The 25205-nt window shown below is 42.7% G+C and carries 22 protein-coding genes and 1 pseudogene; 8 read left to right on the top strand and 15 right to left on the bottom strand.

Translation table 11 applies throughout. The features are described 5' to 3' along the window. Nucleotides 1-44: 44 nt before the first annotated feature. From ACKTT2_RS48685 to iscB, 7 genes are all read right to left on the bottom strand, one after another. Complete coding sequence (locus ACKTT2_RS48685; protein WP_407900331.1) at nucleotides 45-455, bottom strand: RDD family protein; 411 nt, start codon at nucleotides 453-455, stop codon at nucleotides 45-47. A gap of 5 nt (nucleotides 456-460) precedes the next feature. Further along, nucleotides 461-1687 (bottom strand): AmpG family muropeptide MFS transporter, encoded by a 1227-nt coding sequence (locus ACKTT2_RS48680; RefSeq protein ID WP_407900330.1) that lies wholly within the window; start codon nucleotides 1685-1687, stop codon nucleotides 461-463. Between the two features lie 505 nt (nucleotides 1688-2192). Continuing rightward, complete coding sequence (gene dndE, locus ACKTT2_RS48675; RefSeq protein ID WP_407900329.1) at nucleotides 2193-2573, bottom strand: DNA sulfur modification protein DndE; 381 nt, start codon at nucleotides 2571-2573, stop codon at nucleotides 2193-2195. 262 nt (nucleotides 2574-2835) lie between these two features. Next, nucleotides 2836-4821 carry a DNA sulfur modification protein DndD gene (gene dndD / locus ACKTT2_RS48670; RefSeq protein WP_407900328.1) on the bottom strand — a complete coding sequence of 662 codons (1986 nt, stop codon included), beginning with the start codon at nucleotides 4819-4821 and terminating at the stop codon, nucleotides 2836-2838. Further along, on the bottom strand, nucleotides 4808-4996 hold the full coding sequence (locus ACKTT2_RS48665) for a hypothetical protein (RefSeq protein WP_407900327.1): 189 nt from the start codon (nucleotides 4994-4996) through the stop codon (nucleotides 4808-4810). The genes dndD and ACKTT2_RS48665 overlap by 14 nt, the downstream gene beginning before the upstream one ends. Nucleotides 4997-5075: 79 nt before the next feature. After that, the gene (gene dndC / locus ACKTT2_RS48660; protein WP_407900326.1) at nucleotides 5076-6695 is read right to left on the bottom strand and encodes a DNA phosphorothioation system sulfurtransferase DndC; all 1620 of its coding nucleotides are present in this window, start codon (nucleotides 6693-6695) and stop codon (nucleotides 5076-5078) included. 249 nt (nucleotides 6696-6944) lie between these two features. Next, entirely contained in the window at nucleotides 6945-8315 is a 1371-nt protein-coding gene (gene iscB, locus ACKTT2_RS48655) for an RNA-guided endonuclease IscB (RefSeq protein ID WP_407900325.1), read from the bottom strand. A 455-nt stretch (nucleotides 8316-8770) separates the two neighbouring features. Between iscB and ACKTT2_RS48650 the strand changes: the two genes are divergently transcribed. Further along, a complete protein-coding gene (locus ACKTT2_RS48650; protein ID WP_407900324.1) occupies nucleotides 8771-10369 on the top strand; it encodes a DGQHR domain-containing protein in 1599 nt (532 codons plus the stop codon). Between the two features lie 638 nt (nucleotides 10370-11007). Next, a complete protein-coding gene (locus ACKTT2_RS48645; RefSeq protein WP_407900323.1) occupies nucleotides 11008-12198 on the top strand; it encodes a DNA sulfur modification protein DndB in 1191 nt (396 codons plus the stop codon). A 22-nt stretch (nucleotides 12199-12220) separates the two neighbouring features. Here ACKTT2_RS48645 and ACKTT2_RS48640 read toward each other — a convergent pair whose 3' ends face one another. From ACKTT2_RS48640 to ACKTT2_RS48630, 3 genes are all read right to left on the bottom strand, one after another. Then, nucleotides 12221-12694 carry a DNA phosphorothioation-associated protein 4 gene (locus ACKTT2_RS48640; protein ID WP_407900322.1) on the bottom strand — a complete coding sequence of 158 codons (474 nt, stop codon included), beginning with the start codon at nucleotides 12692-12694 and terminating at the stop codon, nucleotides 12221-12223. Between the two features lie 145 nt (nucleotides 12695-12839). Then, on the bottom strand, nucleotides 12840-13724 hold the full coding sequence (locus ACKTT2_RS48635; protein ID WP_407900321.1) for a LysR substrate-binding domain-containing protein: 885 nt from the start codon (nucleotides 13722-13724) through the stop codon (nucleotides 12840-12842). A 195-nt stretch (nucleotides 13725-13919) separates the two neighbouring features. Beyond that, nucleotides 13920-14126: a hypothetical protein gene (locus tag ACKTT2_RS48630; RefSeq protein ID WP_407900320.1), complete on the bottom strand. Its 207-nt coding sequence runs from the start codon at nucleotides 14124-14126 to the stop codon at nucleotides 13920-13922. On the opposite strand from ACKTT2_RS48630, the gene ACKTT2_RS48625 reads away from it, so the two are divergent. The 4 genes and pseudogenes from ACKTT2_RS48625 to ACKTT2_RS48610 all read left to right on the top strand — a co-directional run bounded on the left by ACKTT2_RS48625 (nucleotide 14127) and on the right by ACKTT2_RS48610 (nucleotide 16572). Further along, complete coding sequence (locus ACKTT2_RS48625; protein ID WP_407900319.1) at nucleotides 14127-14426, top strand: muconolactone Delta-isomerase family protein; 300 nt, start codon at nucleotides 14127-14129, stop codon at nucleotides 14424-14426. A gap of 59 nt (nucleotides 14427-14485) precedes the next feature. Next, nucleotides 14486-15109 (top strand): annotated as a pseudogene (locus ACKTT2_RS48620) (NAD(P)-dependent oxidoreductase). A gap of 132 nt (nucleotides 15110-15241) precedes the next feature. Next, entirely contained in the window at nucleotides 15242-15544 is a 303-nt protein-coding gene (locus ACKTT2_RS48615) for a muconolactone Delta-isomerase family protein (protein WP_407900318.1), read from the top strand. Between the two features lie 104 nt (nucleotides 15545-15648). After that, complete coding sequence (locus tag ACKTT2_RS48610; protein ID WP_407900317.1) at nucleotides 15649-16572, top strand: NADP-dependent oxidoreductase; 924 nt, start codon at nucleotides 15649-15651, stop codon at nucleotides 16570-16572. A 132-nt stretch (nucleotides 16573-16704) separates the two neighbouring features. Here the strand turns inward: ACKTT2_RS48610 and ACKTT2_RS48605 are convergent, their stop codons facing one another. From ACKTT2_RS48605 to tig, 5 genes are all read right to left on the bottom strand, one after another. Next, nucleotides 16705-17340 (bottom strand): type I restriction endonuclease subunit R, encoded by a 636-nt coding sequence (locus ACKTT2_RS48605; protein ID WP_407900316.1) that lies wholly within the window; start codon nucleotides 17338-17340, stop codon nucleotides 16705-16707. 6 nt (nucleotides 17341-17346) lie between these two features. Further along, nucleotides 17347-18279, bottom strand: coding sequence for an alpha/beta fold hydrolase (locus tag ACKTT2_RS48600; RefSeq protein WP_407900315.1), 933 nt, complete (start codon nucleotides 18277-18279; stop codon nucleotides 17347-17349). A gap of 195 nt (nucleotides 18280-18474) precedes the next feature. Next, nucleotides 18475-19815, bottom strand: coding sequence for an ATP-dependent protease ATP-binding subunit ClpX (gene clpX, locus ACKTT2_RS48595; protein WP_407900314.1), 1341 nt, complete (start codon nucleotides 19813-19815; stop codon nucleotides 18475-18477). A gap of 9 nt (nucleotides 19816-19824) precedes the next feature. After that, on the bottom strand, nucleotides 19825-20523 hold the full coding sequence (clpP, locus tag ACKTT2_RS48590; RefSeq protein WP_407900313.1) for an ATP-dependent Clp endopeptidase proteolytic subunit ClpP: 699 nt from the start codon (nucleotides 20521-20523) through the stop codon (nucleotides 19825-19827). 202 nt (nucleotides 20524-20725) lie between these two features. Further along, nucleotides 20726-22198 carry a trigger factor gene (gene tig, locus ACKTT2_RS48585; protein WP_407900312.1) on the bottom strand — a complete coding sequence of 491 codons (1473 nt, stop codon included), beginning with the start codon at nucleotides 22196-22198 and terminating at the stop codon, nucleotides 20726-20728. Between the two features lie 684 nt (nucleotides 22199-22882). Between tig and ACKTT2_RS48580 the strand changes: the two genes are divergently transcribed. Both ACKTT2_RS48580 and dapA read left to right on the top strand, forming a co-directional pair. Further along, nucleotides 22883-23926 (top strand): aspartate-semialdehyde dehydrogenase, encoded by a 1044-nt coding sequence (locus ACKTT2_RS48580; RefSeq protein ID WP_407900311.1) that lies wholly within the window; start codon nucleotides 22883-22885, stop codon nucleotides 23924-23926. Nucleotides 23927-24019: 93 nt separating this feature from the next. Next, nucleotides 24020-24916, top strand: coding sequence for a 4-hydroxy-tetrahydrodipicolinate synthase (gene dapA / locus ACKTT2_RS48575; RefSeq protein ID WP_407900310.1), 897 nt, complete (start codon nucleotides 24020-24022; stop codon nucleotides 24914-24916). Nucleotides 24917-25205 lie beyond the last annotated feature (289 nt).

Here is a 25205-nt window from a genome sequence, read left to right as displayed (position 1 = left end):
TGTCTTAATTTATTCTAGCGACTTTGGAGAACCCAAAGATAAAATTATCGGCGATCGCGTTCCAAATCGGCAATACTTTTTTCCCAGTACCAATTTTCTGGCATACCGGGAAAATCTTGCTTTGCCTGCTCAACGAGTCGTTCGGCAGTAGAAGTGTCACCAGATAGCAGACTAATCAGCTTATTCTTAAGACTAGCATCAGGTGTACGCTCTTCAGTTTGGAGCTTACTTCCATTAGAAGAAGGTCGAGGTGATGGTGACTGCTGCCTTCTAAATTCCCAAAATAAGACGTAGTAGAGCGTACCAAAAATGACAATTAGGCTAAATGTTCCCAGAAAAGTTAACAAGTTAAGTGATAAAAATCCCAGAACTAACTGAGAAAGAACGTAGCCGAGTAGTACACCAGTGATTAAAAGAATAACTGTTGCGGTACTAATGATGAACTTCTGCCCCATAATTCTTATTCCTCATACTCAAGTCCGGGTCTCTTCATTGGTTCTGGTTGTTGATTCCAAGGAGCAAACCATGGTAGTAAAAGTAAACCGGGTACAGCAGCGACGATACTGATTAAGAAAAATGCTGGCCAACCCATACTTTTTGCTACAACTCCAGATGGAGCAACCAAAACATCACGGCTGACAGCCATAAAGCTAGATAGTAAAGCATATTGAGTTGCAGAAAAGCGCTGATTGCATTGGCTCATTAAAAAGGCAACAAACGCTGCTGTTCCCAATCCACCACAAAAGTTCTCTATATTAATGGTGAGTACCAAACACTGATAGTTTTTACCAAGTTGTGCGAGTACAAAGTAAGCCAAGTTACTTACGGCTTGCAGACCGCCAAACACCCATAGCGAACGACTAATACCAACTTGACTCAAAATCGCACCCCCAACAAGAGTTCCAACAATCGTCGCAATCAATCCCATACCAGTTTGAATTGCGCCAATATCAGTGAGGGTAAACCCTGTTTGAATCAAAAAAGGTGTTGACATACTGCTTAGGAAAGCATCACCTAGTTTATAGAGAACAATAAATACCAAAACTAAAAAGCCCTGCAACACTCCTCGTCTTTGGAAAAACTCCCCAAAGGGTAAAAGTACTGCTTCTCTTAAAGATTCTGGCGGGTTAATATGCTTTGGTTCTGGTGCTAATAGAGTACCAAAAATTCCAATTGTCATGCTTGCAGCCATCAACAAATAAACCGATGACCAAGGTATCCTATCGGCAAGTATGAGCGCTAGAGAACCTGTCAGCAACAATGCGGCTCGGTAACCTAAGACGAAAATAGCTGCACCAGCGCCCATTTCTGCTTGTTTTAACACATCAGTTCTATAAGCATCAGCCACAATATCTTGAGTTGCGCTTAAAGTCGCGATCGCAATAGCGTTAACAGCTAACAGTTGTAGTGCTTGCTTGGGTTGTTGAAAAGCCATCAGAGCAATAGTTAACAACAATCCAATCTGTAAAGCAATTAACCAACCGCGACGCCTTCCTAAAAATGGTAGTGCAAAGCGATCGATTAGAGGCGACCAGATAAATTTAAGGGAGTAAGGCAAAGCCACCAAGCTAAACAGCCCAATAGATGCCAAATCCACCTTTTCCACTGTCATCCAAGCTTTCAAGGTCGTCCCTGTTAAAAACAATGGCAAACCAGATGCAAAACCCAGTAATAACAGCGTTGCCATTTTGCGGCTTATAAAAACCTTTTGTATTGATAATATTGTCTTCACAGTTTTAATATTCTCCTCCGGCAACCGGATAAATGTAAATTTATGGAGAGTAGGGAATGCGTGGATTTTGGATTGAGGGGTGAGGAGGTGAGGTGATGAGATGGTAAGGTGGTAGAATTCTCCCCATCTCCCCATCTCCCCATCTCCCCATCTCCCCATCTCCCCAGTCGCCAGTCCCTAGTCCCCATTGCCCCTCAACAAGGAGGGGAAGAGCGAGTTCCCCAATCCCCACTTCCTAGAGCGTCAGTCAAGTAGAAGTAGTTGACATCAAATGCAGGATATGCATCTCGTCTAAATCGAACTTTTAGGCGCTCGGGTTTTATGCGTTCGCGTAGCGTCTGGTGCAGGACTCACGGAGAATCGCTAAAAACTAGACCTAGACATTTAGCCTGAAATAGGCGTTTTAACTTATTCACCACATAATTATGTTTTTGTCAACCGTTATTACTTGACCGACGCTCTAGACTACCAATTCAATCAAATCTTCAATTTTCTTAATACTGGGGTCGCCAGCCAAGTAACCTATACCGCGATGTAAGTGAAGGCGAAACTGTATAGCAAGAGTTTCTTTACTTGTCCCAAAGCCATCGTTGTAACAGCGTTGCTTGAGAGCAAGTAACAGAATATCGGACATCTCGCCACCAAACACCGACCATGTCATCTCAACGTTGCTGTCAGTAGGTATTGGTACTGGTGATGGAGGAGTTGGTTCTGCAAGAGAACGACAAAAACCCCAACGACACAACACGTTCCAGTTTTCAATTTTGGTACTGCGTTTGAGTTTGATGAGTTGCTCTTTGGCTGTTTGTGAGAGTTTTATGCGGTCTATAGGAGGTTCCATGTGGAAACTGAAGAGTTTAAGTTTGAGCTATATTATGCAGATTATTTCGTGTATGGTGCAAACAATTCAGGATAAAGTCTCTCACTGCGTAGAATCATATTGTACACACAGTTGTTTTGGCGTTAAATTTACCCCCCTTAGTCCCCACGCATGAAAGGGGGGAAAGTGAATTGTTAGTTCTTTTAGAATGAGAGAAATTGAATTTTTAGTTCCCTCCCCGATGTATTGGGGAGGGTTAGGGTGGGGTAGATTCAAAATTGTATTACCAAAAATATCCTTCTTTAACTATTGTTTGACGAGTCGATGAATCATATTGCAGGAGATATTTATTCGCTATCGCATCATTTTCTTGCAAGACTTTAAATTCTTTTTCTGCAATCTCTGTATCGGTAGAAAGTAAAATTACCTGATAAGAAGCCGAGGGAAAGTAACGCTCAACTAAGTTCGTGCGGTGAGAAGAATCTAGCCTTCCTAAAGGAGTATCAATTGCTACTGGTAAGCGATGCCCGGAAACACGAGCTAATCCCCAAAGAAATGCGATCGCTAAAAGTTGCTTCTCTCCCGCAGATAAACGGTGTTTTGGAACCATCTTACCTTGTAGATCGTACAAAGAGAGACCAAAGGTATCAGTATCAATGACTATCCGGTGTACCAGATCGGACTTATGTAACAAGTAGCGAAAACACTCAGTCACTTCCACTTCCAGTTTATTAAGTTTTTTTAGAGTTAAGCGTTCGCGGAAAAGCTTAAGTGTTTGTTGAACTTTAGCAGAAGCAGTAATTATATGCTCTTTACTCTTACGGTCAATATTTTGGTCTGTATATTTTTTTAAATCTCTTATTGACTTTTCATTAGCGGCTTCTAATTCAACCAAATAACGTTTTTTTGCTTCATATTCTACTTTGATTTGAGCAACTCTATTTTGTGCTTCAGTGTGTGCTTCATGTAGTTTTTGATAGATTTCCGGAGAAGCAGCCGTTTGCAATTGTCTTTCTAGTGTTATAAGCTCTTCTTCTTTTGTTCTCAGTAACTCAAGTTGCTGTCGAGCAGAAAATTTGGCAGTTTCTAAAGAATAACTTAGGATATGCGAGAGTTGAGCTAGCAATTTTGCATTAGCCAATAACCATGCATCATCACTATTTGAAGCCAATAGCTCGCTTTCCTCTTCAATCAAGAATTTAATTTTATCAAATTGTTCATCTGATAAATCTAATTGAGAAATCTGATTAATTAAACGTTCATTTCTGTCTAGTAAAACGCTTCGGGCTATTTGTATTTGTGAAGTGTGAATTTCGCTTTCTCCCGTTTTCTGAACCTCAACCAGTAAAGGTTGAATCAACATCAGTGGTAAGACATCAGCCGCCAATTGACACATAATTTGACGGACTTGTTCGATTTCCGATGTCACTTGCGATCGCTGTTTTTCTAGCTGACTGCGTTCTCCTGCAATTTTGCCACCTTCTGAGATGAATTTATCAAGAGAGATTTTCTGTTTTTCTTCGGCTGCTTCTAATTTAGCTGTAATGTGTTCTAATTGTTCCTGAGTTGCTTGTTTTTCCTCTGTTTGTTGGAGCAGTCTTTGTTCAATTTCTTCCAAATTTGCTAAGTCTTTTGTATCAGCTAGTTCCTTGCGTTTGCGGCTGACTAAAATATCTAAATCTTCTGCCAAACGTTCTGCTAGCTCTAAACCTAAAAGCCCGCGAATTGCTTCCACAACATTTTGTGGAGGTATGTCTTGTTGTGCTAGTTCCTTTACCTGTTCGCCATCAAACAGAAATAAGTTAGAAATTCCTAAAGGAATAAGATTTTCAACATACTCATCCCATATACTAACCAAGCCAGTGTCAAGCCATTCGTCATTTACACCAATATCCAAAATACCCAAATGGTCTTTCCCATCTTTGGGATTTTTTTCCCAAGTTCGGACAATACGGTATCGAGCTGGTTTGTCATTTTCAATATGTTCAAAAGCCAATTCAATACGAGTTTTCTCTGTTGGGGGAGTGGAACTGTTAACACATTGCGTGAGAAAATCACTATAACTTAGATTTCCACGGGTAGAACATTGAGCGCGAGGTCCATACAACGCAAGGCGAATAGCATCCATTAAAGTTGTTTTGCCACCACCATTCATTCCACCAAATAAGATAATAGGGCAAGAACTACCGTTTTTTCTAGAATCAAGTGTAATGACTTGACGACCGTAGTAAGGACCGAAATTTTGTAGTACGAGTTCAAGGAATATCACAGTAGTTTTTTAGACAATTTTGGATTGAGGGATTTTGGATGCGTGGGTTGAGAAAGCCTGATACAGGCTTAATTTTAACCAACTCCAGTTTTAACACTTGTTCTGGGCGATGTTCGTAATCGTGACTATACAAGCAAAATCCACCTGCGTGGATTTTAAAATCTTGATTTTTCACCGTTAGTCCTTGTCTTGCGGACTTCGTTTGTGTAGTAGCGAATATATTCGCCCAATACTTTCCGAACATCTTCTAAAAGTTAATTGTCTAAGTTCTCTACGTTTTTAGCTTGAAACTTAACTTGTCGCCAACTTTGCGGTTTGTCTGATTCCACACTATTTGTAATAGCAGCGTCGCCTAATGTTAACTGCTTGATTTTTGCGACATCGCCGTCAACAACAGCCTCCTTCAAATCTCGTTTCAAATGCGCGTTTCTAACAGCCTCATCTTGGGAACGCGAACTGGTTTCAAAACATTTTTCTAGCGTGTCAAATATTCCCACACGGCGAGTTCGTTTGCGGTACTGGCGTTCTGTATCTAAAAGATTCGCCATCAGTTCTAAGTGCATTGCGTCCTCACCACAGATTTCTTCAAGCACAGCCCATTCATCACTACCTAGTAAACTCATACCAGCGCCGGGACGGGGATCTTTAAAAGGTTCGCCCGTGACTTCCTGATAGATTTTGGGTAAGCTATCATCAAACTCGTGTCTTTCCTCTAACCATATACGCCGAATTTCACTCAGTTCTTCTACAGTAATTAGCGTGATATCGCGCATATTTTCTGGTGCGGTGCGACGAATTTGTATTTGAACAGTTAAGAGTTTTCTCAGCCAGTCCTCTCTAGCTTCTTTAACATAGGGACCGGGTATTGGCTCAACGGAAACTTCTCCATCTGAGTTGCGCTCGTACAGTTGCACATCACCATTTCTACGACGAAAGTCTCGGCGATCGCGGTTTTCTTCTGCATCTAATTCCTTACGCAATTCTAGTAGAGGTTGTAACCACTCTTTCTCTTCATCATTTTGAATCATCGCTGCTAGAGATTTATCCTGACTCACCAACGTACAAACCCAGCATCCAAAACGAGAGCTACCACAACTGGGGGTGGATGTATCAACAACTAGAGGACATTCATTATCAGCGCTAGCACCTCTATACATAGCGAATAAGTCTTTGTTGCTGTATCCCCAAGGGTTTTCCCATTGCATCAGATACAACCAAACTTCATCGTTTCGCCAGTCTTCAATTGGGCTGTAAACAAGGGAGTTTGGCAAATTCATATTGGGGCTGAGGCGATCGCGTACCCGCTTGGCTTCCCATTTCTTCATCCTAGCAGCACGATTTGTGCTTTCAGCTTTGCGAGTCCCCAAAACAACAATAGCTTCTCCACTGTTTCTGATAACATCGCGAATAAAGCGGTTAGATGGATTGATTTTAAGCCGCTCCGTACACCAACGAAATTTTCCTTTTGGGGCTGGGTATCCTTTACCAATAAAACCTACCCAGAATGTTTCTTTAACGTCTGGCTGTAGCAGATGGGGTTCTATTGGCATTTGTTGTTCGATAGCTGCTAGTTTCATCTGCTTTAGGGAATTGCGTACCCATGCAGACACGTAAGGATTTTCTACAAGGGTGTCTGTCGTGATAACGTGTATTGTTTTCGTGCGCTTGTTCGGTGCGAGTCCTGCGATCGCATTCCACACTAGCTGTAAAGTAGCCGTGCTGTCCTTACCTCCAGAATATCCTACTACCCAAGGAATTGCATCCAAGCAGTACAATTCTCGGATTTCGGTAGTTAGAGCTTGGATGTCTTCTACTAACTCTGCTGCAGGTCGCTGAGTTTGACCTTTGTTTTCTGGCTGTTCCGTGGTACTCATCTACCTAATCCTTGTTCAACTACTTCTAATTTCATTGAGAAACAGGGAAGTTCAATAGATAAAGCTTGCAAAAGCAGGCTTGTTTCAAAACTTCCGCTTTTTATCACCTAAAAGCCTCCGGGAGTAGAGAAGCCTCGTGTCTTTAGACCGAGGAGGAACTGCCCTTCGGGTTCAGCAGTCGTCTACGAATGTTACCTTTCTACAACGCTGCTTCACGACACGAGCCATTTCAATGGCAGTCCAAATATTTTAGAATGCATACGAATAACCATCCTTTTTGTGAATGTGTTTACAATATTTGTGGCTAATTCCTGCTACTCTTCCAAATTTAGTAGCCCTTACGGGTTCGCCACTTCCTACAACTCTGGGAACCAGAGTAACGGAGTAGCTCACAATATCAAAACTACCTGTAGCACGGCAAAGAACCCGTCCAATGTACTCCCCAATCTTTTTCCCATTAGTGACAACTGCTTTAACAATATCTCCAGTTTGAAAACCAAAATGAATTTGTTTTCTACTACGGTGACGAATTGGAAATCCGTATTTATCAGTTCCACACATTTGTCTTGTTCCATGACCATTTGCTGTAATCAGTAATGGTTTAACTCCTTTGATATTTAAAATCGGGGTTGACTTACCAACACAAGCTGCATCAATCCAATGCTCTTTTTGTAATCCTTGTTGGATTCTATTAAACTTTGTCAGTCCACCTGAACCCGTTTCTACTGGTAACCCTGTTGCTTTTAACATTTTCAATAAAGCAAATCGAGTTGTGTTAACAGCAGTAGCATCTGCAAGTGATTGTTTTGCTTGCTGCAAAATTTTCTCCAATCTTGCCGGAGCTTTTTTGAGGAAATCTTTAATATCTTTTGTCCCTTTTTTCCGATTACATTTTTCGCATGACAATGTAAGATTTGTAATCGAATCGCTACCTCCTTTGGCTCGACAATGAATGTGTTCTATCTGAAGTGGAACATATGCAGCACCACAGTAAGCGCATTGTCTATTCCATTTTTCTAAAAGATACTCTCTAGTTTCGTAGCCGAACAATGTCCCCTGTTGATATTCTTTTCCCTGAATATTTGGATGGCGAATTAATTGCATATCAAAACGCACTAATTCCTGAGATATTGCTTCAATTGGCGCAACTCTACGTAATCTTTCAACCCAAGCCTTGATGTTGTCAATACGGCTTTTTAGGCTTGGAGCTAGCCAAGTTCTTCGTTGTTTTGGGACGGGTTTTTTGTTACCTTTTCTATACCATTCGTGTTTGGGAGGTCTTCTATACCGAGTTTTACGATTCCTTCTACTCCGTCTCAACTGCTTTCTAGAAGTCAGTGATTCTCGTATTCCGAAACCTCGGTGTTTTAATTCTGCTGCGAATACAACCTCACCTGTAGAATCATTAACTATTGCTATTCCCGTTTTTTGAGAACCTGGGTCGATTTTTAATCTTAAAGGTTGCACGGGTATATCTGGTTTTGATTCTTTTAAAATTAAGGTGAAAGGGAATCTTTTGTAAATTGCTGCTTTTTTGTTTCTTAATAACTGCCTCGCTTGTGCTGAATGTATTGGATCTAAAGGTCGTTTGTTTGCGTCAATTAAAAATACTTTGGACATAAATGTCCCTCCTTACGGGTAAAGTTAGCCTCGCCAAAGTTATTAGTCGGTACCCTTACGGGTTCGGCAGTCCCCTACGGCGGGAGACCCGCCTTCAGGGCTGCCTCACTTTCCAAGTAACACTGACTTACCCTTCGTATGTCTGTTTAATTACTCGGTTTCAGAGCCACAGACTGGCTACGCATCTGTAGGTGAGAATTTTAACTCTTGCTAATAACGTAGTTCAATTAAGAACTTAAGCTGGTCAGCTAACTAAAATTCGGGGGCACGAAGCCCCGTCACTTTAGTGCGGGGTGCTGACCTACGCCTCTGGTGTTTAGAGGTTGTTTTTGTCAAGGACTTCCTATTCTTGCATAAATTAGTACAAATTAAGGTTTTTAAAAACTTTTTTTTATAAAGACTCAATTTCTTGTAAATTTAACTTCAACTCTAGTTTTAAGTTTTTAAAAACTAATATGGCTACCACTCAAGACAACCGTAATACTGAAATTGCCAGTCAGTATGAAGCACAGAAAGACGAGCATCAAAATTTACTTGCTTCTATGCTTGATAAGTATCAAGAGGGAACTGACCAGATTTTAGTTCAAAAAACTGAAATGGGTGGTACTCAGGCATATGTTAGTTCTGTCACCCTAAAATGGTTTGCAAGCCGAGTCAACTTTGCGTCTTACTTACCCTTGTTTCAAAAAAAATATAACCCCCAGACTGATAACGTCGAGATAGACGCCGAAAGTATTGATGAGGTTCAACAACGTCCGCTAGACTGGTCGCGTCAAGCACCATTGGTACAGTACTTGGCAACTCGAAAACACCACAAATTCCCACCAGTTCTAGTGGTTATTAGTAAATCGTGGGTAGACAACCCTGAAGCACCGGAGTGGGACAGTGAAGGACGAGCCATAAAACCTACAACAGATTTCACTCCCTTCGATCGAGATGGGAAATTCGGTTTACTTAATATTTCTGAGAAAGATGTAACTATTTATGCCTTAGATGGTCAACATCGGTTGATGGGAGTACAAGGTTTAATAGACTTACTTAAAACTGGTAAACTGCGGAGATACAGAAAAGATAAAACTCCTTTCGATACCTTCATAACAGTCAATGATTTGCTAGAGCAATACCAAGTTTCACCTGATGATTTGAAAAAATTACCTCAAGAAGAAATTGGCATAGAATTTATTTGTGCGATCGCTGCTGGTGAAACCCGTGAAGAAGCAAGATTGCGCGTTAGATCCGTGTTTGTTCACGTCAACCTCATGGCAGTACCTTTAAGTAAAGGTCAACTTGCACAATTGAATGAAGACGATGGTTTTTCGATTGTTGCTAGAAAAATTGCTGTAACCCATCCACTGTTAGAGCAGTGCGAAGGAAGAAACCCTCGAGTCAATTGGAATAGTGCAACTGTTGCGACCAAGTCCACTGTTTTGACAACCCTACAAGCACTTAAAGAAATGTCTGAAAGATACTTAGGGCAAAAGTTTTTGCACTGGAAACCTTTAGACAAAGGTTTAATCCCGATGCGACCGGAGAATGAGGAACTTGAAGAAGGAATCAAGGACTTTCAAACACTCTTTGATTATCTGGCTAGTCTTCCCAGCTATAACATTCTCAAATATGAAGAGACACCAGCTTTACGACACTTTAGTTTTGAAAAAAACGGAGGTGAAGGAAATATACTTTTCCGTCCTGTTGGTCAAGTTGCTCTAGCTCAAGCTCTCGGTATTTTAATATTTAAAATGGGATTTTCCTTAGAAGACGTATTTAAAAAGCTCCGTAAGTTCGATCGCGAAGGTGGGTTTAGTGGAATGGAGCACCCCAAATCTCTTTGGTATGGTGTTTTATACGATCCAAACAAGAAGCGAGTACAGGTTGCTGGACGGGATCTTGCAGCAAGGTTGCTCATCTATATTTTAGGTGGTGTGGAAGACAGCGTTGAACGTGCTGAATTGCGTAGAGATTTGGCTAAAGCCAGAACTGTTGAAGATAAAACAATAGGTTTTGATGGTAAATTTGTTGAACCCAAGCAGTTAGGAATTCCAAACATAATATAAAGTTCTATAATGCCTTTTTTGATATAAGTAGGATTTAAGTATAGCCCCTCTTTTTAAGGCTATGCATTACCTGCATCTTTCTTAACAATTGCAAAATAGTTATGGAGAAAGGGTTTGAGGAGATAAGCTCTTTAAGGGGGCGGTGAGTGGTCTCCTCTCTAGTTGGGGGTTCTGTAACAAGCAAAATCTCCAAAATACCGTTGAATTTGCGTAAGTCCCGATCGGTAGTAACTTTGGAATAAGAATTTGCAGAGTTTGATTTATCCGGATGTTGAGGTTTGCAGAAAGAAGATCGATGTGAATTCTTTCAAACCTTAACAAGAACGGGTTTCAAACCCCAACAATGTCGGCTTTGCTCATGTTAGGTTGGGGTCAGAATCCCAATATTTAAACCAAACTGCTTCCTTTTTTCTTCTCGATCGATAAAGACGATTTCTCAGTCCCACATAGAGTAAGTTTTAACAAGAACTTTATATAAACTAAACAATTAGAACTAAAATCTACTTTGTTATTAGTTACATTAAAGGAAGAGCAAATTCATTAACTAATAACAACGTTGCGTATAGTTATCCTTAAGCTGCAATTTTAAAATTAGTCTCTTAGATTTGCTAGCGTCTACCAAATTTTGTAGGATATTTATGACCTTTTTAAATGAAGATAATAACGAGATTATTGTGCCTCAAGATAAAGCTCAGATTAGTACATTGATTGAGCCACTTTTTTCCAAGAATCACCGCGATCGCTGTTACATAGGTCTCATGTTTCAGCAGGGAAAGCGGGATATGTTACAAATTAATGTGCCAGCCAGCGACTTTTCCAGCCTTCTTCAAGCAAAGCCATCAACTGGTAACGATCCTGATTCTGGTAAAAATCGTCCGGAAGTTCAAGGACATACAGAGGAAATTAAACATTATATTCTTGACCGTGCTCGGAAACAAAAACCTTGGATCTTGGGGACACTAACGGCAAATGTTAATCCAAAAGATATAAAAGTTATTCAATTGTATCGAAATATGTGTTTGGTGATTGTTCGCCGTACAGTTAAGCTAGATATTACTGATGGACAGCATAGAAAACGAGCGATTCACGAATTAATAGAAAGCTCTGAAAGCGAGTTAATTGCCGAGCATGATTTTCCTATTACTTTAGTTTTAGAAGGCGATTTTCGTCAGTGTCAAACAGATTTTCGAGACATGGCTCAAACTAGATCGCTAGATAAATCTTTATTGCTATCGTTTGGAGAGTACTCTGGTAGAGTTGGTATTACTAAAGAATTAATTAACAGAGTACCAATGTTTTCTGGTAAAACAGAAAAGGTTAAAGCAAATCCCTCAACTAAAAACAAGCTAATTTATACAATGAATTTTTTAGCAAGATTTGTTAGTTGTGTTTTTACTAATAACCCAAATGACGAACTACAAGATTCTGATGTTACAGAAAAGTCTGAATCTTTAGTTGAATGCCTAAATCAGTTTTTTTTAGAATGCCAAAATACAAAATATATTTCCGCTAAAAGCGTTCAAGAATTAACAGTTAATGATGTAGCCAATTTTAAAGAAGATTGTTTACTAGGTGTGAGTGTTGGATTGGAAGTTTTAGGACGTTTACTATACTGGACTTACTCACCTGAAAGCAATTATTTCGCTGAAGAAAAAATTTCCCAACTAGCGCAAATTAATTGGTCAAGAGACTACGATGTGTGGAGAAATAATATAGTTAGGATAGATCCCCAACCTAAAAATCCAAATAAACCATATAGAGTCATAACTACTGCAAATGCTGTAACTGATGCAGTGAAGATGGTAAAAAATAGGCTGGAATGGAACTAGCTTATGAGTTAAAAGCCACATATCAAGACAGGAATTTAGTTAAATTAAATTCCTCGTCTTCCTCTTCTTGCTCAAATCGTTCAGAGCTAAGAAGCAACAAAATGCGCTCCAAATAATCCACCGTACCCCGAACCTCAGCTTGTAAAATTTCCAGACCCCCGTTAGCATATTCCTCAAAAATACGGAGACGTTCATTTTCAAACTTGTCATCTTGAGAAGAAAGAATATTGATATCCTGAGTTGCAGTCACTCCCAATAACTTAATAACCAGATCGTATCCCCTCGATACAAAAATTTCTTGTCCTATAGGAGCAGGTTCCCGTTTAGATATCTCCCCCAAAGCCACACGCCGTTTATGCTTCGCACCCAAAGCAGCAGCAAAAGCGATCGCATCAGCATAAGTTTGGAAAGGACCCGTTGCGCCATCACTCGAAGTCAAAGCTTTTACCAAATCAGCCTTATCCTTAGCAACTCTAACTCTAACCGTTTCCGCCATCTTACTTATATATAAATTGTAATAATCCTAACCTACCTCTAAGCACAATGTCGAATCACCAGAGAGACGTCCGCGTTACAAATTGGGGGAACTTCCTCTCCCTGCATTGCTTTGTACAGCGTTACCCGCTCCCAACATATAAGTTTTAGCGCATCTTTTTCTCAAGGAACTCTAGAAAGACTTTAACTTTCATTGGGACATATTTTCGACTGGGGCAAAGTGCGCTAATCGGGACTAGAGCTGACGACCACTGGGGTAAGACGTTTACTATATCCCCACCCTGTAATTCCTGCTGAAACAGAAATTCCGGTAGCAGCCCAATTCCAACTCCAGCAACGATTGCTTGATAAATGGGAGCAGCGTCATTGCTAAGTAGTCGCGGACAAAAGGAGAGCGTTACTGTTTCCCGTTGTTCATTGTATAATCTCCAGGTCACTTCGTTCTGACGATGAGCCATACAAAGCAGCGCATGACTGGTCAAATCAGCAATTGCTCTTGGTTCGCCAGCAGTTTTGAGATAGGTTGCGCTGGCAAAGAGTTTTAGACGACCTGTGCTAATCCGCCGCACGCTCGGGGTTGAATCGTCTAATTGCCCAATCCGAATCGCTAGATCGTACCCTTCTTTCACAATATCCTTGTATTCAGTCGCCGCATGGAGAAACACTCGAATATCAGGGTAGGTCAGCAGAAACTCCGGCAAATTGGGTGCGAGAACAGACTGCACAAACAACATGGTGGCTGTTACTCGCACAATGCCTTGCGGATGTTCCTGCAAGCTAGAGATCGCATCACTACCGTCATGTAACGCATAGAGAATGGGTAAACAGTTTTCGTAATACAGTCGTCCTTCTTCAGTTAGAGAAATCCGCCGCGTCGTGCGATGAAATAATCGGACTCCTAGCCGTTGCTCTAGCTGATTGACCTTCAGACTGACAGTAGATTTAGGTAGATCCAGCGATCGTGCTGCTGCGACAAATCCTCCCAGTTCCGCGACTTTGAGAAATATTAAAACAGCGTTCAAATCGTCCATAACCTGCACTCTACTGCGATGAGAGTATCTGCACCTGCCATTGTCCCATATTACAAACAATCAATTCATAAAAACCACCTTTATCTATACAAGTTGATTGATTACACTAGGAAATGTCAAGTACAGAAAAAATTTTAAATCTAAGCAATCGTACTTGATGAAATCAAGCCTTGAATGAAAAATATTACGGTGATTTCACATTGTTTTGAGCATCCCAGCACACACTCGATCGCCACCGAAATGAAAGCCCGTTTGAAAAACACCATCCGTGTTACCCTTTGGATCTCCGATTCGATCGGATCGGCGGTGACAGCTTTGAAACCAGATTTTACAACCGTCCGTGTTACCCTTTGGATCTCCAATTCGATCGGAGTCTCTAAGCAAGCTAAATAGAGGTGTCATATGCAATATCTTGTTATCTTCACACCCAAACAGAAATTCGGAACCTCTGAAATGCCCTCTGACTTCCCGCAACTGTTACTCGAGGAAGAGGCGCGAGCGAAAGATCTCTACATGGAGGGACTTCTCCGTCAATCGTGGGTGCTGGGCAAGAGGGATCGTGGCGCGGCTGTTCTCTTTGAAGCGGAGTCACCGAAGCACATACAAGAGATAATCGACAGCTTTCCACTGATCGAGGCTGACTACTCTAACACCCAGATATTCCCTCTCGCCCCAGATCCTGCATTCGCCCAGAAGTCCTAATCAAAGCCGCATTTCTCTGACCGAAAAACCTACTAAGCGTTGCATAGGAGAGTTAAAACATGAAAATCCTAGTTATAGGAGCCGCCGGCAAGACCGGTAGAGCTGTAGTCGAACAAGCTGTTGCCGCCAATCACCAAGTCACGGCCTTCGTTCACAAAGCTGACGAATACAAAGTCTCGGACGTTCGCGTCATCGAAGGTGACGCCACTGACAGTGCCACGATGGACGCAGCAGTCCTCGGTCAAGACGCTGTGCTTGACACAATTGGCGGTAAAACGCCTTACAAGGAAACTACGCTCGAATCAAGTGCCGCCAACACAATCATCGCTGCCATGCAGCGACATGGTGTGCGCCGTCTCGTGGTCACTTCCATGCTTGGCGAAGGGGAGAGTGAGGCGAATGCCACCCTGTATGAGCGCTTACTGGTTTCGACCTTGTTGCGCGGTGCGGACAAGGACAAAGCGGCAATGGAGTCCGCTGTCGAATCGAGCGGTCCGGACTAGGTGATTCTTCGCCCAGCCCTCCTCACCGACGACCCCGCCAAGGGGAACGTTCGAGTCTTCGATGCGGAAACGGGCGAGAAGGCCCATAAAATTACACGTGCCGACTTGGCCTCCTTCATGCTTGCCCAGCTTTCCAGTAACGAATACCTCCATCAAGCCGTTACTATCGCAAATAGCTAAGCACGCTTCGACCACGCTCTCTTTTTAGGGTCAGCAGCGTGTTAATTGAGGCTTCGGCGTCTGCTTTCCCACGCAGTATGCCTCCTTTCCCGTCCGGTTTTCCCAATCAAGCAAGCTAAGTAGAGGTGACATATGCAATATCTTGCGATCTTCACATCCAACCCGAAATTCAAGACCGACGGAATGCCCTCTGACTTTCAGCAACGGGAACTCGAAGATGAGGCGCAAGTGCAAGTCCTTTACGCGGAGGGAGGTCTCCGTCAAGCGTGGGCGCTGGACACGAAAGACCACGGTGCGGTCGTTCTTTTTGAAGCGGAGTCACCGGAGCATCTGCAAAAGATGATCGATAGCTTTCCGCTGGTCGAGGTTGGCTACTCTGTCCCCCAGGTCTTGCCGCTCGCGCCGTATCCAGCATTCGCGAAGAAGTCTGTCTAATCGCACTGCCTAAGTCAACGAAGTGATTGTTCGCCCAAGAGCAAGTATATCTCTCTAGCGATGGATTGTTTTTTACACGCTCTAAAATTTGCAGGAGTAACATTATGCAAGCAATTCGCGTTTATGAGTATGGAGAGTCAGACGTACTGACACTGGAAACACTAGCGCAACCTGAACCCCAACCTAATGAAGTGTTGATTCGAGTTCAAGCTGCTGGAGTCAATCCCCTCGATTGCAAAATTCGCTCAGGCTACATGAAAGAGGTTTTTCCCATGCCTTTGCCGTTTACGCCCGGAATGGATGTCGCAGGCATTGTGGAAGCGATCGGTTCCGATGTCAAAGCGTTCCAAGTCGGTCAAGCGGTGTATGGCGAACTAAAAATGGGAGCTTATGCTGAGTTTGCCACCGCTCCCCAAGATGCGATCGCGCTCAAACCGCAGACGCTCGATTTTGTGCAAGCGGCATCGGTGCCGATGGTGGCAATGACTGCCTATCAAGCGCTGTTCGATCGTGCGGATCTCAAGCCGGGTCAAACTGTTTTGATTCATGCGGCATCGGGTGGGGTGGGCATGTTCGCGGTGCAGTTTGCTAAATGGAAAGGGGCACACGTCATTGGAACTACCTCAGCTGCAAATGGAGAATTTGTTCAATCTCTAGGCGCAGATCGAGTAATCGACTACAAGGCCACACCCTTTGAACAAGTGGTTCAGAATGTTGATGTCGTTCTAGATACTTTAGGCGGCAACACTCAAGCGCGGTCTTATTCAGTGCTGAAGCCCGGTGGCATTCTGGTTTCAACCCCTGCTCCCCCCGATTCTAAAAAAGCTCAAGAACAAGGTATCCGTGCCGAAATGGTGAATATGGAAATCTCGGCCTCGCTGTTGGAAGAAATTGCTAATTTACTCGATTCTGGGCTGGTGAAGACGGTTATTACTCAGACCTTTCCATTGTCTGAAGCTCGTCAAGCTCAAGACCTGAGTCAGAGTGGGCATGTTCGCGGCAAAATCGTGCTGCAAATTAGCACTTAAGAGCAACAATATCAGGCATAGAAAGCTTTTAACTTTAACCGTAACGGGAGCAGTTTTTATGGCCTTACCTATGCAAGCGCAAGGGCGAGGACGCCCATCCCACAAGATAGATAGTTTATTTCTTGGATATCCCTAACTGAACACTAACCGACCAAGATTCTTAAGAATTTGCAAAACACTGTAAAGCTCCCTCGCAGAAGTAAACAGAGTAAAAACCCGCGACAAATCGTACTGAGGACGATCTGCTTGATTCAACTTAACAAATAAAATATCATCCCCATTAGTCACCGTGCCGAACACAGGCTTATCAGGATAAGGATTAGCCATCAAGTAAGCCAGTGCTTGAGGTAAAGCCGACACAACCGAAAGCGCAGTTTTTTTAGATTCCACCACCATGACCCAAAACTGACTTTGCACAACCAAAACATCAATCCGCCCGCGCAACACCTCTTCTCCGTCATTCAGTACCAAATTCACAGACGGTTCAGCCCTAATCATAAAAGGAGGATCGTAAAATCCAGCCACCCCTAACAAAGGTGACACCACCAACAACAACACCGTCCCCTCCAACAAATCCCCCGCAGTACGATGATATAAATATCTTCGCCGCAGTTCATCCAAAGAAGCTTTTTCAGCTTCCGTAATTTCAGGCAATCCTTCATACCACTCACCGAAAAACTGGTCATCCTCAATTCGTACCAAGCCAAAACGATTTTGGACATCAGCCAAACTGGTAATCGTGTCTGTAATTGCTGTAGTTTGTGTCATTTCTTGCTACATTCCTGTCACGCCCACTTTACTCTCCAACTGCAAAAACTCACGCACCCGCGACAAGTAACTAGACGCATCTTCCAACATGGGAAAATGCGCCGTATCTGTTATAACCGCAAATTCAATATTCTTATTTAACGCTGCTGCTTGACGCCCCATCTGCGCAGGAATAATTTTGTCATACTCCCCAGAAACCAGGAGTGTAGGTACTGTTATCCCCGCAAACGCCTGTGGCATAGATTCGGCTGCAGCTTTACTCACTGCTGTAAAAATAGTCCCCAAAGCAGCATCGTAATCAGCTACTAAAAAATCTTCCAAAAAAGCTTTACGTTCTACAGCCGAGATAGGGCGGCGTAAAAACCGCGCCATAAACATTCGGTCAATAAATGGTATGCTTCCCAACCACTTCGGGCGGAATTTCACAACATAGCCACCAAATTTATGAAAGGCTGCAAACGCTTTTTCGTCGTACTCAAAAACTCCAGCACAAGTCAAAATAGCTCTTTCCACTCTTTGCGGGTAAAGATTCAGAAACAAAGTCACAATTGATGTTCCTGTAGAATGAGCCGTAACGTATACTCGTTGAAGCTGCAACGCATCTAACAAAGCCGCCAAATCCTCAGCATATTCCTCAAGCTCATAAGTTAACTCCTGAATAGCTTGAGATTCAGCTGAGTGCGATCGCGATTCAAAAGCTTCTGCTACAGATTCACTTGCTTGAGCTATGGTTGGCTTCCCATCAGATCTTCCAAAGCCACGCATATCATAAAGCAAGCAATCAAATTCTTCTGACAAAACCCGTGCCGTACTCTCCCAATACCGACCCGAACCAGCCCAACCGTGGACAAAAACCATCACGGGTTTCTCTCCCATCTCAGATGGCTTTTTTATCCACTCGTAGTAATGCTCAACACCCCGAACATTAATGTAAGACATTTTTGAATTATGAATTATGAATTATGAAAGGGATTTCAAGTGTTGAATTATAGGTTAATGAATTTTGAAATGAAAAAATTTTTGAATTTTGAAACTAAACTTTACTATTTAGTACTCACCATTCCTAATTTATCATTCATAATTCATCACTCACAACCTACCATTCATAATTCATAATTCATAATTCATAATTCTTTAAGCCGATTCTGGTTTTGGTAGTGAAGATGGATGCACCAACAATTCAGCTGTCGATCGCTTCTCTACCATTTCCCGCGTTACCGTGCAGCGAGTCACGTCTTTACGCGATGGTAGCTCATACATCACATCCAACATCAGTTCTTCAACAATACCTCGCAGCGCTCTTGCACCTGTTTTCCGACGGTAGGCTTCCTGAGCAATGGCTCGCAAAGCTTCTTGTTTGAAGTCTAACTGTACGTTGTCCATCTTCAGCAGTTTTTGGTATTGCTTCACCAAAGCACTACGAGGCTGAGTCAGAATCGCCATCAGTGCTTCCTCATCTAGCGGTTCTACCACTGCTACCATTGGAATCCGCCCGATGAATTCTGGAATCATGCCAAACTTCACTAAGTCATCTGGTTCGAGGTAACGGAGAGTATCAGCCGTGCGCCTGTCTTTCGTCTGACCTTCACCTGGTTGTACAAAACCTATTGACTTTTTCCCAATTCTCTGATCTACAACTTTTTCCAAACCGACGAAAGCACCGCCGCAAATGAATAAGATATTGCTAGTATCAATCTGGATGCAGTCTTGATAGGGGTGCTTGCGCCCTCCTTGGGGTGGAACGTTAGCGACCGTCCCCTCTAACATTTTCAGCAAGGCTTGCTGTACGCCTTCACCAGAGACATCGCGAGTAATAGATGGGTTTTCGCTTTTACGTGCAATCTTATCGATTTCATCGATGTAGATAATTCCTCGCTGTGCTTCCTCAACATCTAAATCTGCTACTTGCAACAGTCGCAGCAAGATATTTTCCACATCTTCTCCTACGTACCCTGCTTCTGTTAAGGTCGTAGCATCAGCCACAGCAAAGGGGACATCAAGAATCTTGGCTAAAGTTTGTGCTAACAGAGTCTTCCCACAACCAGTAGGACCGATCAGCAAAATATTAGACTTTTGCAGTTCTACAGAATCGTCTAATGCTTTGCCACTACCTTTTGCCTGAACTACGGACAACCGCTTGTAGTGATTGTAAACGGCTACTGAAAGTACTTTTTTGGCTTCTTCTTGACCGATAACGTGTTCGTCGAGGTATTTCTTAATCTCTCGCGGCTTCGGTATTTGATTAAACGAGAGACTTGAAGAGCGACGAGCACGTTTTTGAGGTTGTTCTGACCTGGGTGCTGGTTGAGACGACGCTGCTCCATTCGTGTCTAGTAACTCTTCATCGAGGATTTCATTACACAAGTCTACGCATTCATCGCAAATGTAGACTCCCGGTCCTGCGATTAGCTTGCGAACCTGCTCCTGAGATTTACCACAAAACGAACACTTTAAATGGGAGTCGTACTTAGACATACCAGCCTCTTATTTCAGAACGGTGACGTTTTCCCCTGCAACGGGAAGATTTTGTCGTAGAATGACTCGATCGATCAAGCCATAGTTTTGTGCCTCTTCTGCCGACATAAAGAAGTCGCGTTCAGTATCGGCTTCTACTCTTTCTAATGGTTGACCAGTATGCTGAGCCAGTAACTGATTCAACTTAGCTTTATGATAAAGAATTTCTCTGGCTTGTATTTCGATGTCCACTGCTTGTCCCTGAGCACCTCCTAGGGGTTGGTGAATCATAATTCGGGAATCAGGAAGAGACATCCGCTTGCCAGGAGTTCCTGCGGTTAACAGAAATGCCCCCATGCTAGCAGCCAATCCAAAACAGATTGTCACCACATCGGGACGAATTTGCTGGATTGTATCATAAATCGCCATGCCTGCTGTCACAGAACCGCCAGGAGAGTTGATGTACAGTTGAATATCTTTTTCAGAATCTTCTGCATCTAAAAATAACAACTGGGCAACAATCGAGTTAGACACCACATCATCAATGGGCGTTCCCAAAAAAATGATGCGATCGCGCAGCAGACGAGAATATATATCAAAGGCTCGCTCTCCTACTCCGGATTGTTCTACCACCATTGGGACGATGTTGATAGGACTACTTAGGGAGGAGTAGAGTTTGAAGTCACTCGAACTATTCAATTGGTAGTTTCCCGACTGCGATACAAGCATAAAAGAACTTTTGATAACAAGTGTAACAGTCACTGCAGCCGCGTTGGCTGCTACGAATCAAGATGTGATTTCGCAATATAACTCTGTGTTAACCATTATGCCTCATATAAATTGCTCCGTGTAAAATTAGCGATTGGGGATTGGGGAACTCGGGGATTGGGGATTAGGCAGTGACCACTGGTCACTGGTCACTGGTCACTGGTCACTGGTCACTGCTTACTGATTCCGCTTGCACTTCCACGGTTTGTTCTGACGCTGGCTGAGTGAATTCTGCTTCAGTCACTGGAACAGTTTCGGCTAATGCTACTTCAGAATTCTCTTCTTCCTCTGCTGTTTGGGCGCTCAAAGATCCTTCTGGCACTAGTTCAACGTTTGACCGTTCTAAGAGCCAATCCATGATTTGTTCGGACTGCAGTTCATTTTGCACGACTTCCTGAAGTCTTTCAGGATCGACTTCGCGATCGCCATACTGTTCTAGCAGTTCTTTGACTCTGGCTTGTACCGCTTCTGGAGACACTTCAATAGATTCTCGCTTGCCGATTTCCTGTAAAGATATCGAGCGCTTAATGCGTTCTACAGCTTCCTCACGAGAACGTTCCCGTAACTGAGGAATCATCTCTTGGGTAAACAATTTCTTGATATCGATGCCTTGTTGCGACAGACGGTATGCTGTTTGTGTCAACATCGCATCCACTTCCTCTTGAATCATCGTTTCTGGCAAATCCACTTCTACGTGCTTCACCAGTTCAGCCAACAGAGCTTCCTGCTTGTTTGATTTAGTTTTCTGCTCTGCTTCCTTTTGGAAACGTTCTTCCAAAGAACTCTGTAATTCTGCAAAAGTTTCAAAATCGCTGACTTCTTGAGCAAACTCATCGTTCAATTCTGGCAGTTCTTTTTCCTTCAGTTCCTTAAGCGTCACTGTGAAAATAGCTGGCTTTCCTGCCAACTCCTCATTTGCATAAGGGTCTGGAAACTGAGCCGAGATTTCTCTAGTTTCTCCAGGATTCATTCCTACCATTCCCGTCACGAAACCAGGAATGAACTTATCTTCCTGCAACTCCACCTGAAAATCAGTTGCTTCGCCACCTGGTATTGGTTCCGGTTCTGTGGATGGGTCCTCACCTTCACCTGCAGCAATAACGCCCTTGAAATCAACAACAGCAACATCGCCTAGCTGGGCTGCTCTTTCTTCTATTGGAATGAGCGTTGCCATTTGTTGCTGTTGACCATCCAAGACTTCCTCAACTCGTTGTGGGTCGTACTTAACTTCCTCTGCTTTCAGTTGTAATCCCGTGTAATTGCTGATTTCTACCTCTGGCTGAACATCTACCGCCGCAGAAAATGTCAAAGTTTTACCCGGTTCGTAGTGACCTATCAACTCCTCAAACGAAGAGCGCAACTTTGGCTGACCAATTGCTTTGACTTCTTCTTGTTTGATTGCTTTTTCAATCCCGTCTTGAATCAGTTCTTCTAGCGCTGCTGCCTTAATTCGAGTTACGCCCATGCGCTGAATCAATATTTGCCGAGGCACTTTGCCTTTACGAAACCCAGGAATATTTGCAGTACTCGCTAAGTTTTTAATGACCTTTTCGTAACTTTCCTTGGTCTTTTCCGGGGTAATTTCTATTTCTAGACCAACTTGACTGGCGGGAAGTTTTTCCTGGGTTACTTTCATCTTCGTCTCTTCTACGTATGTCAATAATTTGGTACTTTTTTTACTAAGTGATTTTTAGGGAACCGCAAAACATAGATTATCTCACAAGAAGTGAGAAACATTTTTTCTTTGGAAGTTCCTTGCTTGCTGACTCTTTATCTCAAATTAGTTTATCTATTAATCCTCCAAATAGTTGCTCTCAAAGAGGTAACACGTGATATCCTGGTTCTCAATCAGCAGTTTGCATAACCTGCGTTTATCGTAGGGTACAACTGTCTAGTGAGGCTGAGCGCAGTTGTTGCGATCTTCTATGCCTCAGGGGGTAGACCAGTTGATTGACTTGCTGCTTGAAGTCCATCTGAATCATAGTACATCAATCATTCTGATAACGCACCTTGATGAGAGAATACCTGTCATTATGCTAAAGTGCAGACATAGGCATTTTTGCACTAACAAGGAGCAGGTAGTATAATGGAGTTGAGTTTGATTGAAAATTTAATAATTATTAATTGTTGTAAAATGCAGCAATGACAAGCATAACTAAGAAAATAAATGTATTAAATTAAGAAATAAGATCGATTGCTAAAAATAATAAAAATATTTATAAAAAGGTTGACAAAGCATTTGGTATGTGCCAATGCTAACTAAATTTTGAAATTTTACAAGAACTCGCACATAAAACCATCTTATGAGGAGGAAGCCAGTTTGTCTAAATCCTATCGCCTAGCTATTTTGGGAGCGACCGGCGCTGTTGGCAAAGAATTGCTAGAGTTACTGGAAAGCCGTAATTTCCCTGTTGCCGATCTCAAGCTTTTAGCATCAGAGCGGAGTGCAGGGCAGAAAGTATCGTTCAAGGGGGAAAGTTTATTAGTAGAAGCAGTTAGGGAAAACGCTTTTGAGAACATAGATTTAGTACTTGCAAGTGCAGGAGGTTCCACATCAAAAGCATTATTACCAAAAGCTGTGGAATCTGGTGCTGTCGCGATCGACAACTCCAGTGCCTTCCGTATGAATCCGCAAGTTCCCCTAGTTGTTCCAGAAGTCAATCCAGAAAGCGCTGCAACCCATCAAGGTATAATCGCTAATCCCAATTGCACCACAATTTTGATGGCGGTAGTTGTTTGGCCATTGCATGAGGTAATACCCGTGCGCCGTATAGTCGCTGCAACTTATCAATCAGCTAGTGGTGCTGGTGCTAGAGCAATGGAGGAAGTCAAAATCCAAACAGGAGACATTTTGGCAGGTAAGCAACCTGTTGCTGAAGTGTTCCCCTACCCCCTAGCGTTTAATTTGTTTCCCCACAACTCACCTTTAAATGACTTTGGGTATTGTGAGGAAGAAATGAAAATGGTGAATGAAACCCGTAAAATCTTTGGGGAAGAAAGTATAAGAATTACGGCAACTTGCGTGCGGGTTCCCGTACTCCGCGCTCACTCAGAAGCGATTAACCTGGAGTTTGGGGAGCCATTTAGCCCAGAGAAAGCCAGAGAAATTCTCAAGCAAGCACCTGGTGTAAAATTGGTGGAAAATTGGCAGGCAAACCATTTTCCAATGCCAATTGAAGCGACAGGTCAAGATGAGGTTTTAGTAGGAAGAATTCGCCAAGACATCTCACACCCATACGGTTTAGATCTGTGGCTCTGTGGAGACCAAATCCGTAAGGGTGCGGCATTGAATGCCGTTCAAATTGCGGAACTATTGGTTGAAAAAAGCTGGTTGAAGCCACAAGAGTTAGTAGTTAGTGGATAGTAGGGGCGCAAAGCATTACGCCCGTACAGTGGATAGTAGAGTAGCAGCAACTAACAACCAACAACTAACAAAAAAATTAGGAGAAAACTGAGGGTGGTAGATTTTGGTAGAGTTCTAACCGCTATGATTACACCGTTTCGTGAAGACGGTAGTGTAAATTACGATGTAGCAGCAGAACTAGCGGTGCATCTGGCTAGTAATGGAACCGATACAATAGTAGTGTGTGGGACAACCGGAGAGTCCCCAAGTTTAACTTGGGATGAGGAATACCAGTTATTCTCTGTGGTGGTGCAAGCCGTACAAGGAAAAGCTCTTGTTATAGCAGGCTGTGGATCGAATTCCACTAAAGAAGCCATTGCCGCTACCCAAAAGGCAGCTACAATAGGAGTACATGGTACGCTGCAAGTGGTTCCTTACTACAATAAGCCGCCACAAGCAGGACTTTATCAGCATTTTCAGGCGATCGCTCAAGCAACGCCGGAATTGCCCATATTGTTGTATAATGTTCCAGGACGCACAGGTCAAAATCTTTTGCCACAGACAGTTGCGCGTTTAGCGGAAATTGATAATATTGTAGGAATAAAAGAATCAAGTGGAAATTTAGACCAGGCGAGCGAGCTTCGTCGGTTGACACCAGCAGATTTCCCGATCTATTCTGGCGATGATTATTTAACACTACCTTTGTTAGCAGTGGGGGCAAAGGGAGTGGTAAGCGTAGCGTCTCATGTTGTAGGAAACCAACTACAGCAAATGGTTCGAGCCTTTGAATCGGGTCAGATTCAGTCAGCTAGGGAAATACATCTCCAACTGTTTCCTTTGTTTAAAGCGTTATTCGCAACTACCAATCCAATTCCAATTAAGAAAGCACTAAACCTTCTAGGTTGGAAAGTGGGTTCAACTCGTTTACCACTAACTGAGGCAGATCCAGAAGTCAGTCAAAAGTTAGAAAGAGTTCTTCAGGAACTCAATCTCCAAAAAAGCAACAACTAATTAAACCTATTTCAGTTGTTTGCTATTGAAGTTACTTATAAGAAAATGTGCGTGATTTTACCGTATTGCAGATGCGAAATCTGTGTTAAGACTGAAGTAAATATAATTATGAATTCTAAGCTTTTTAAGCCAATTTAAACCTAAAAAGTCCGCCAAGAGTCACAAATAAAATTCACTAGTGAGGGTTGTCAGTTGTCATTTGTCATTTATCATTTGGAACGAATATAAAAATTCTCTTACGTCATTACACAAAAGCTTTTATTTGCGTCAACTTAGGTAGACTGCCAGT

The sequence above is a fragment of the Scytonema hankhaensis NUACC26 genome, assembly GCF_045865695.1.
Classification (GTDB): domain Bacteria; phylum Cyanobacteriota; class Cyanobacteriia; order Cyanobacteriales; family Nostocaceae; genus Scytonema.
Note: the sequence above shows the minus strand (reverse complement) of the source record. Positions and strands in the feature narration are given on the sequence as shown.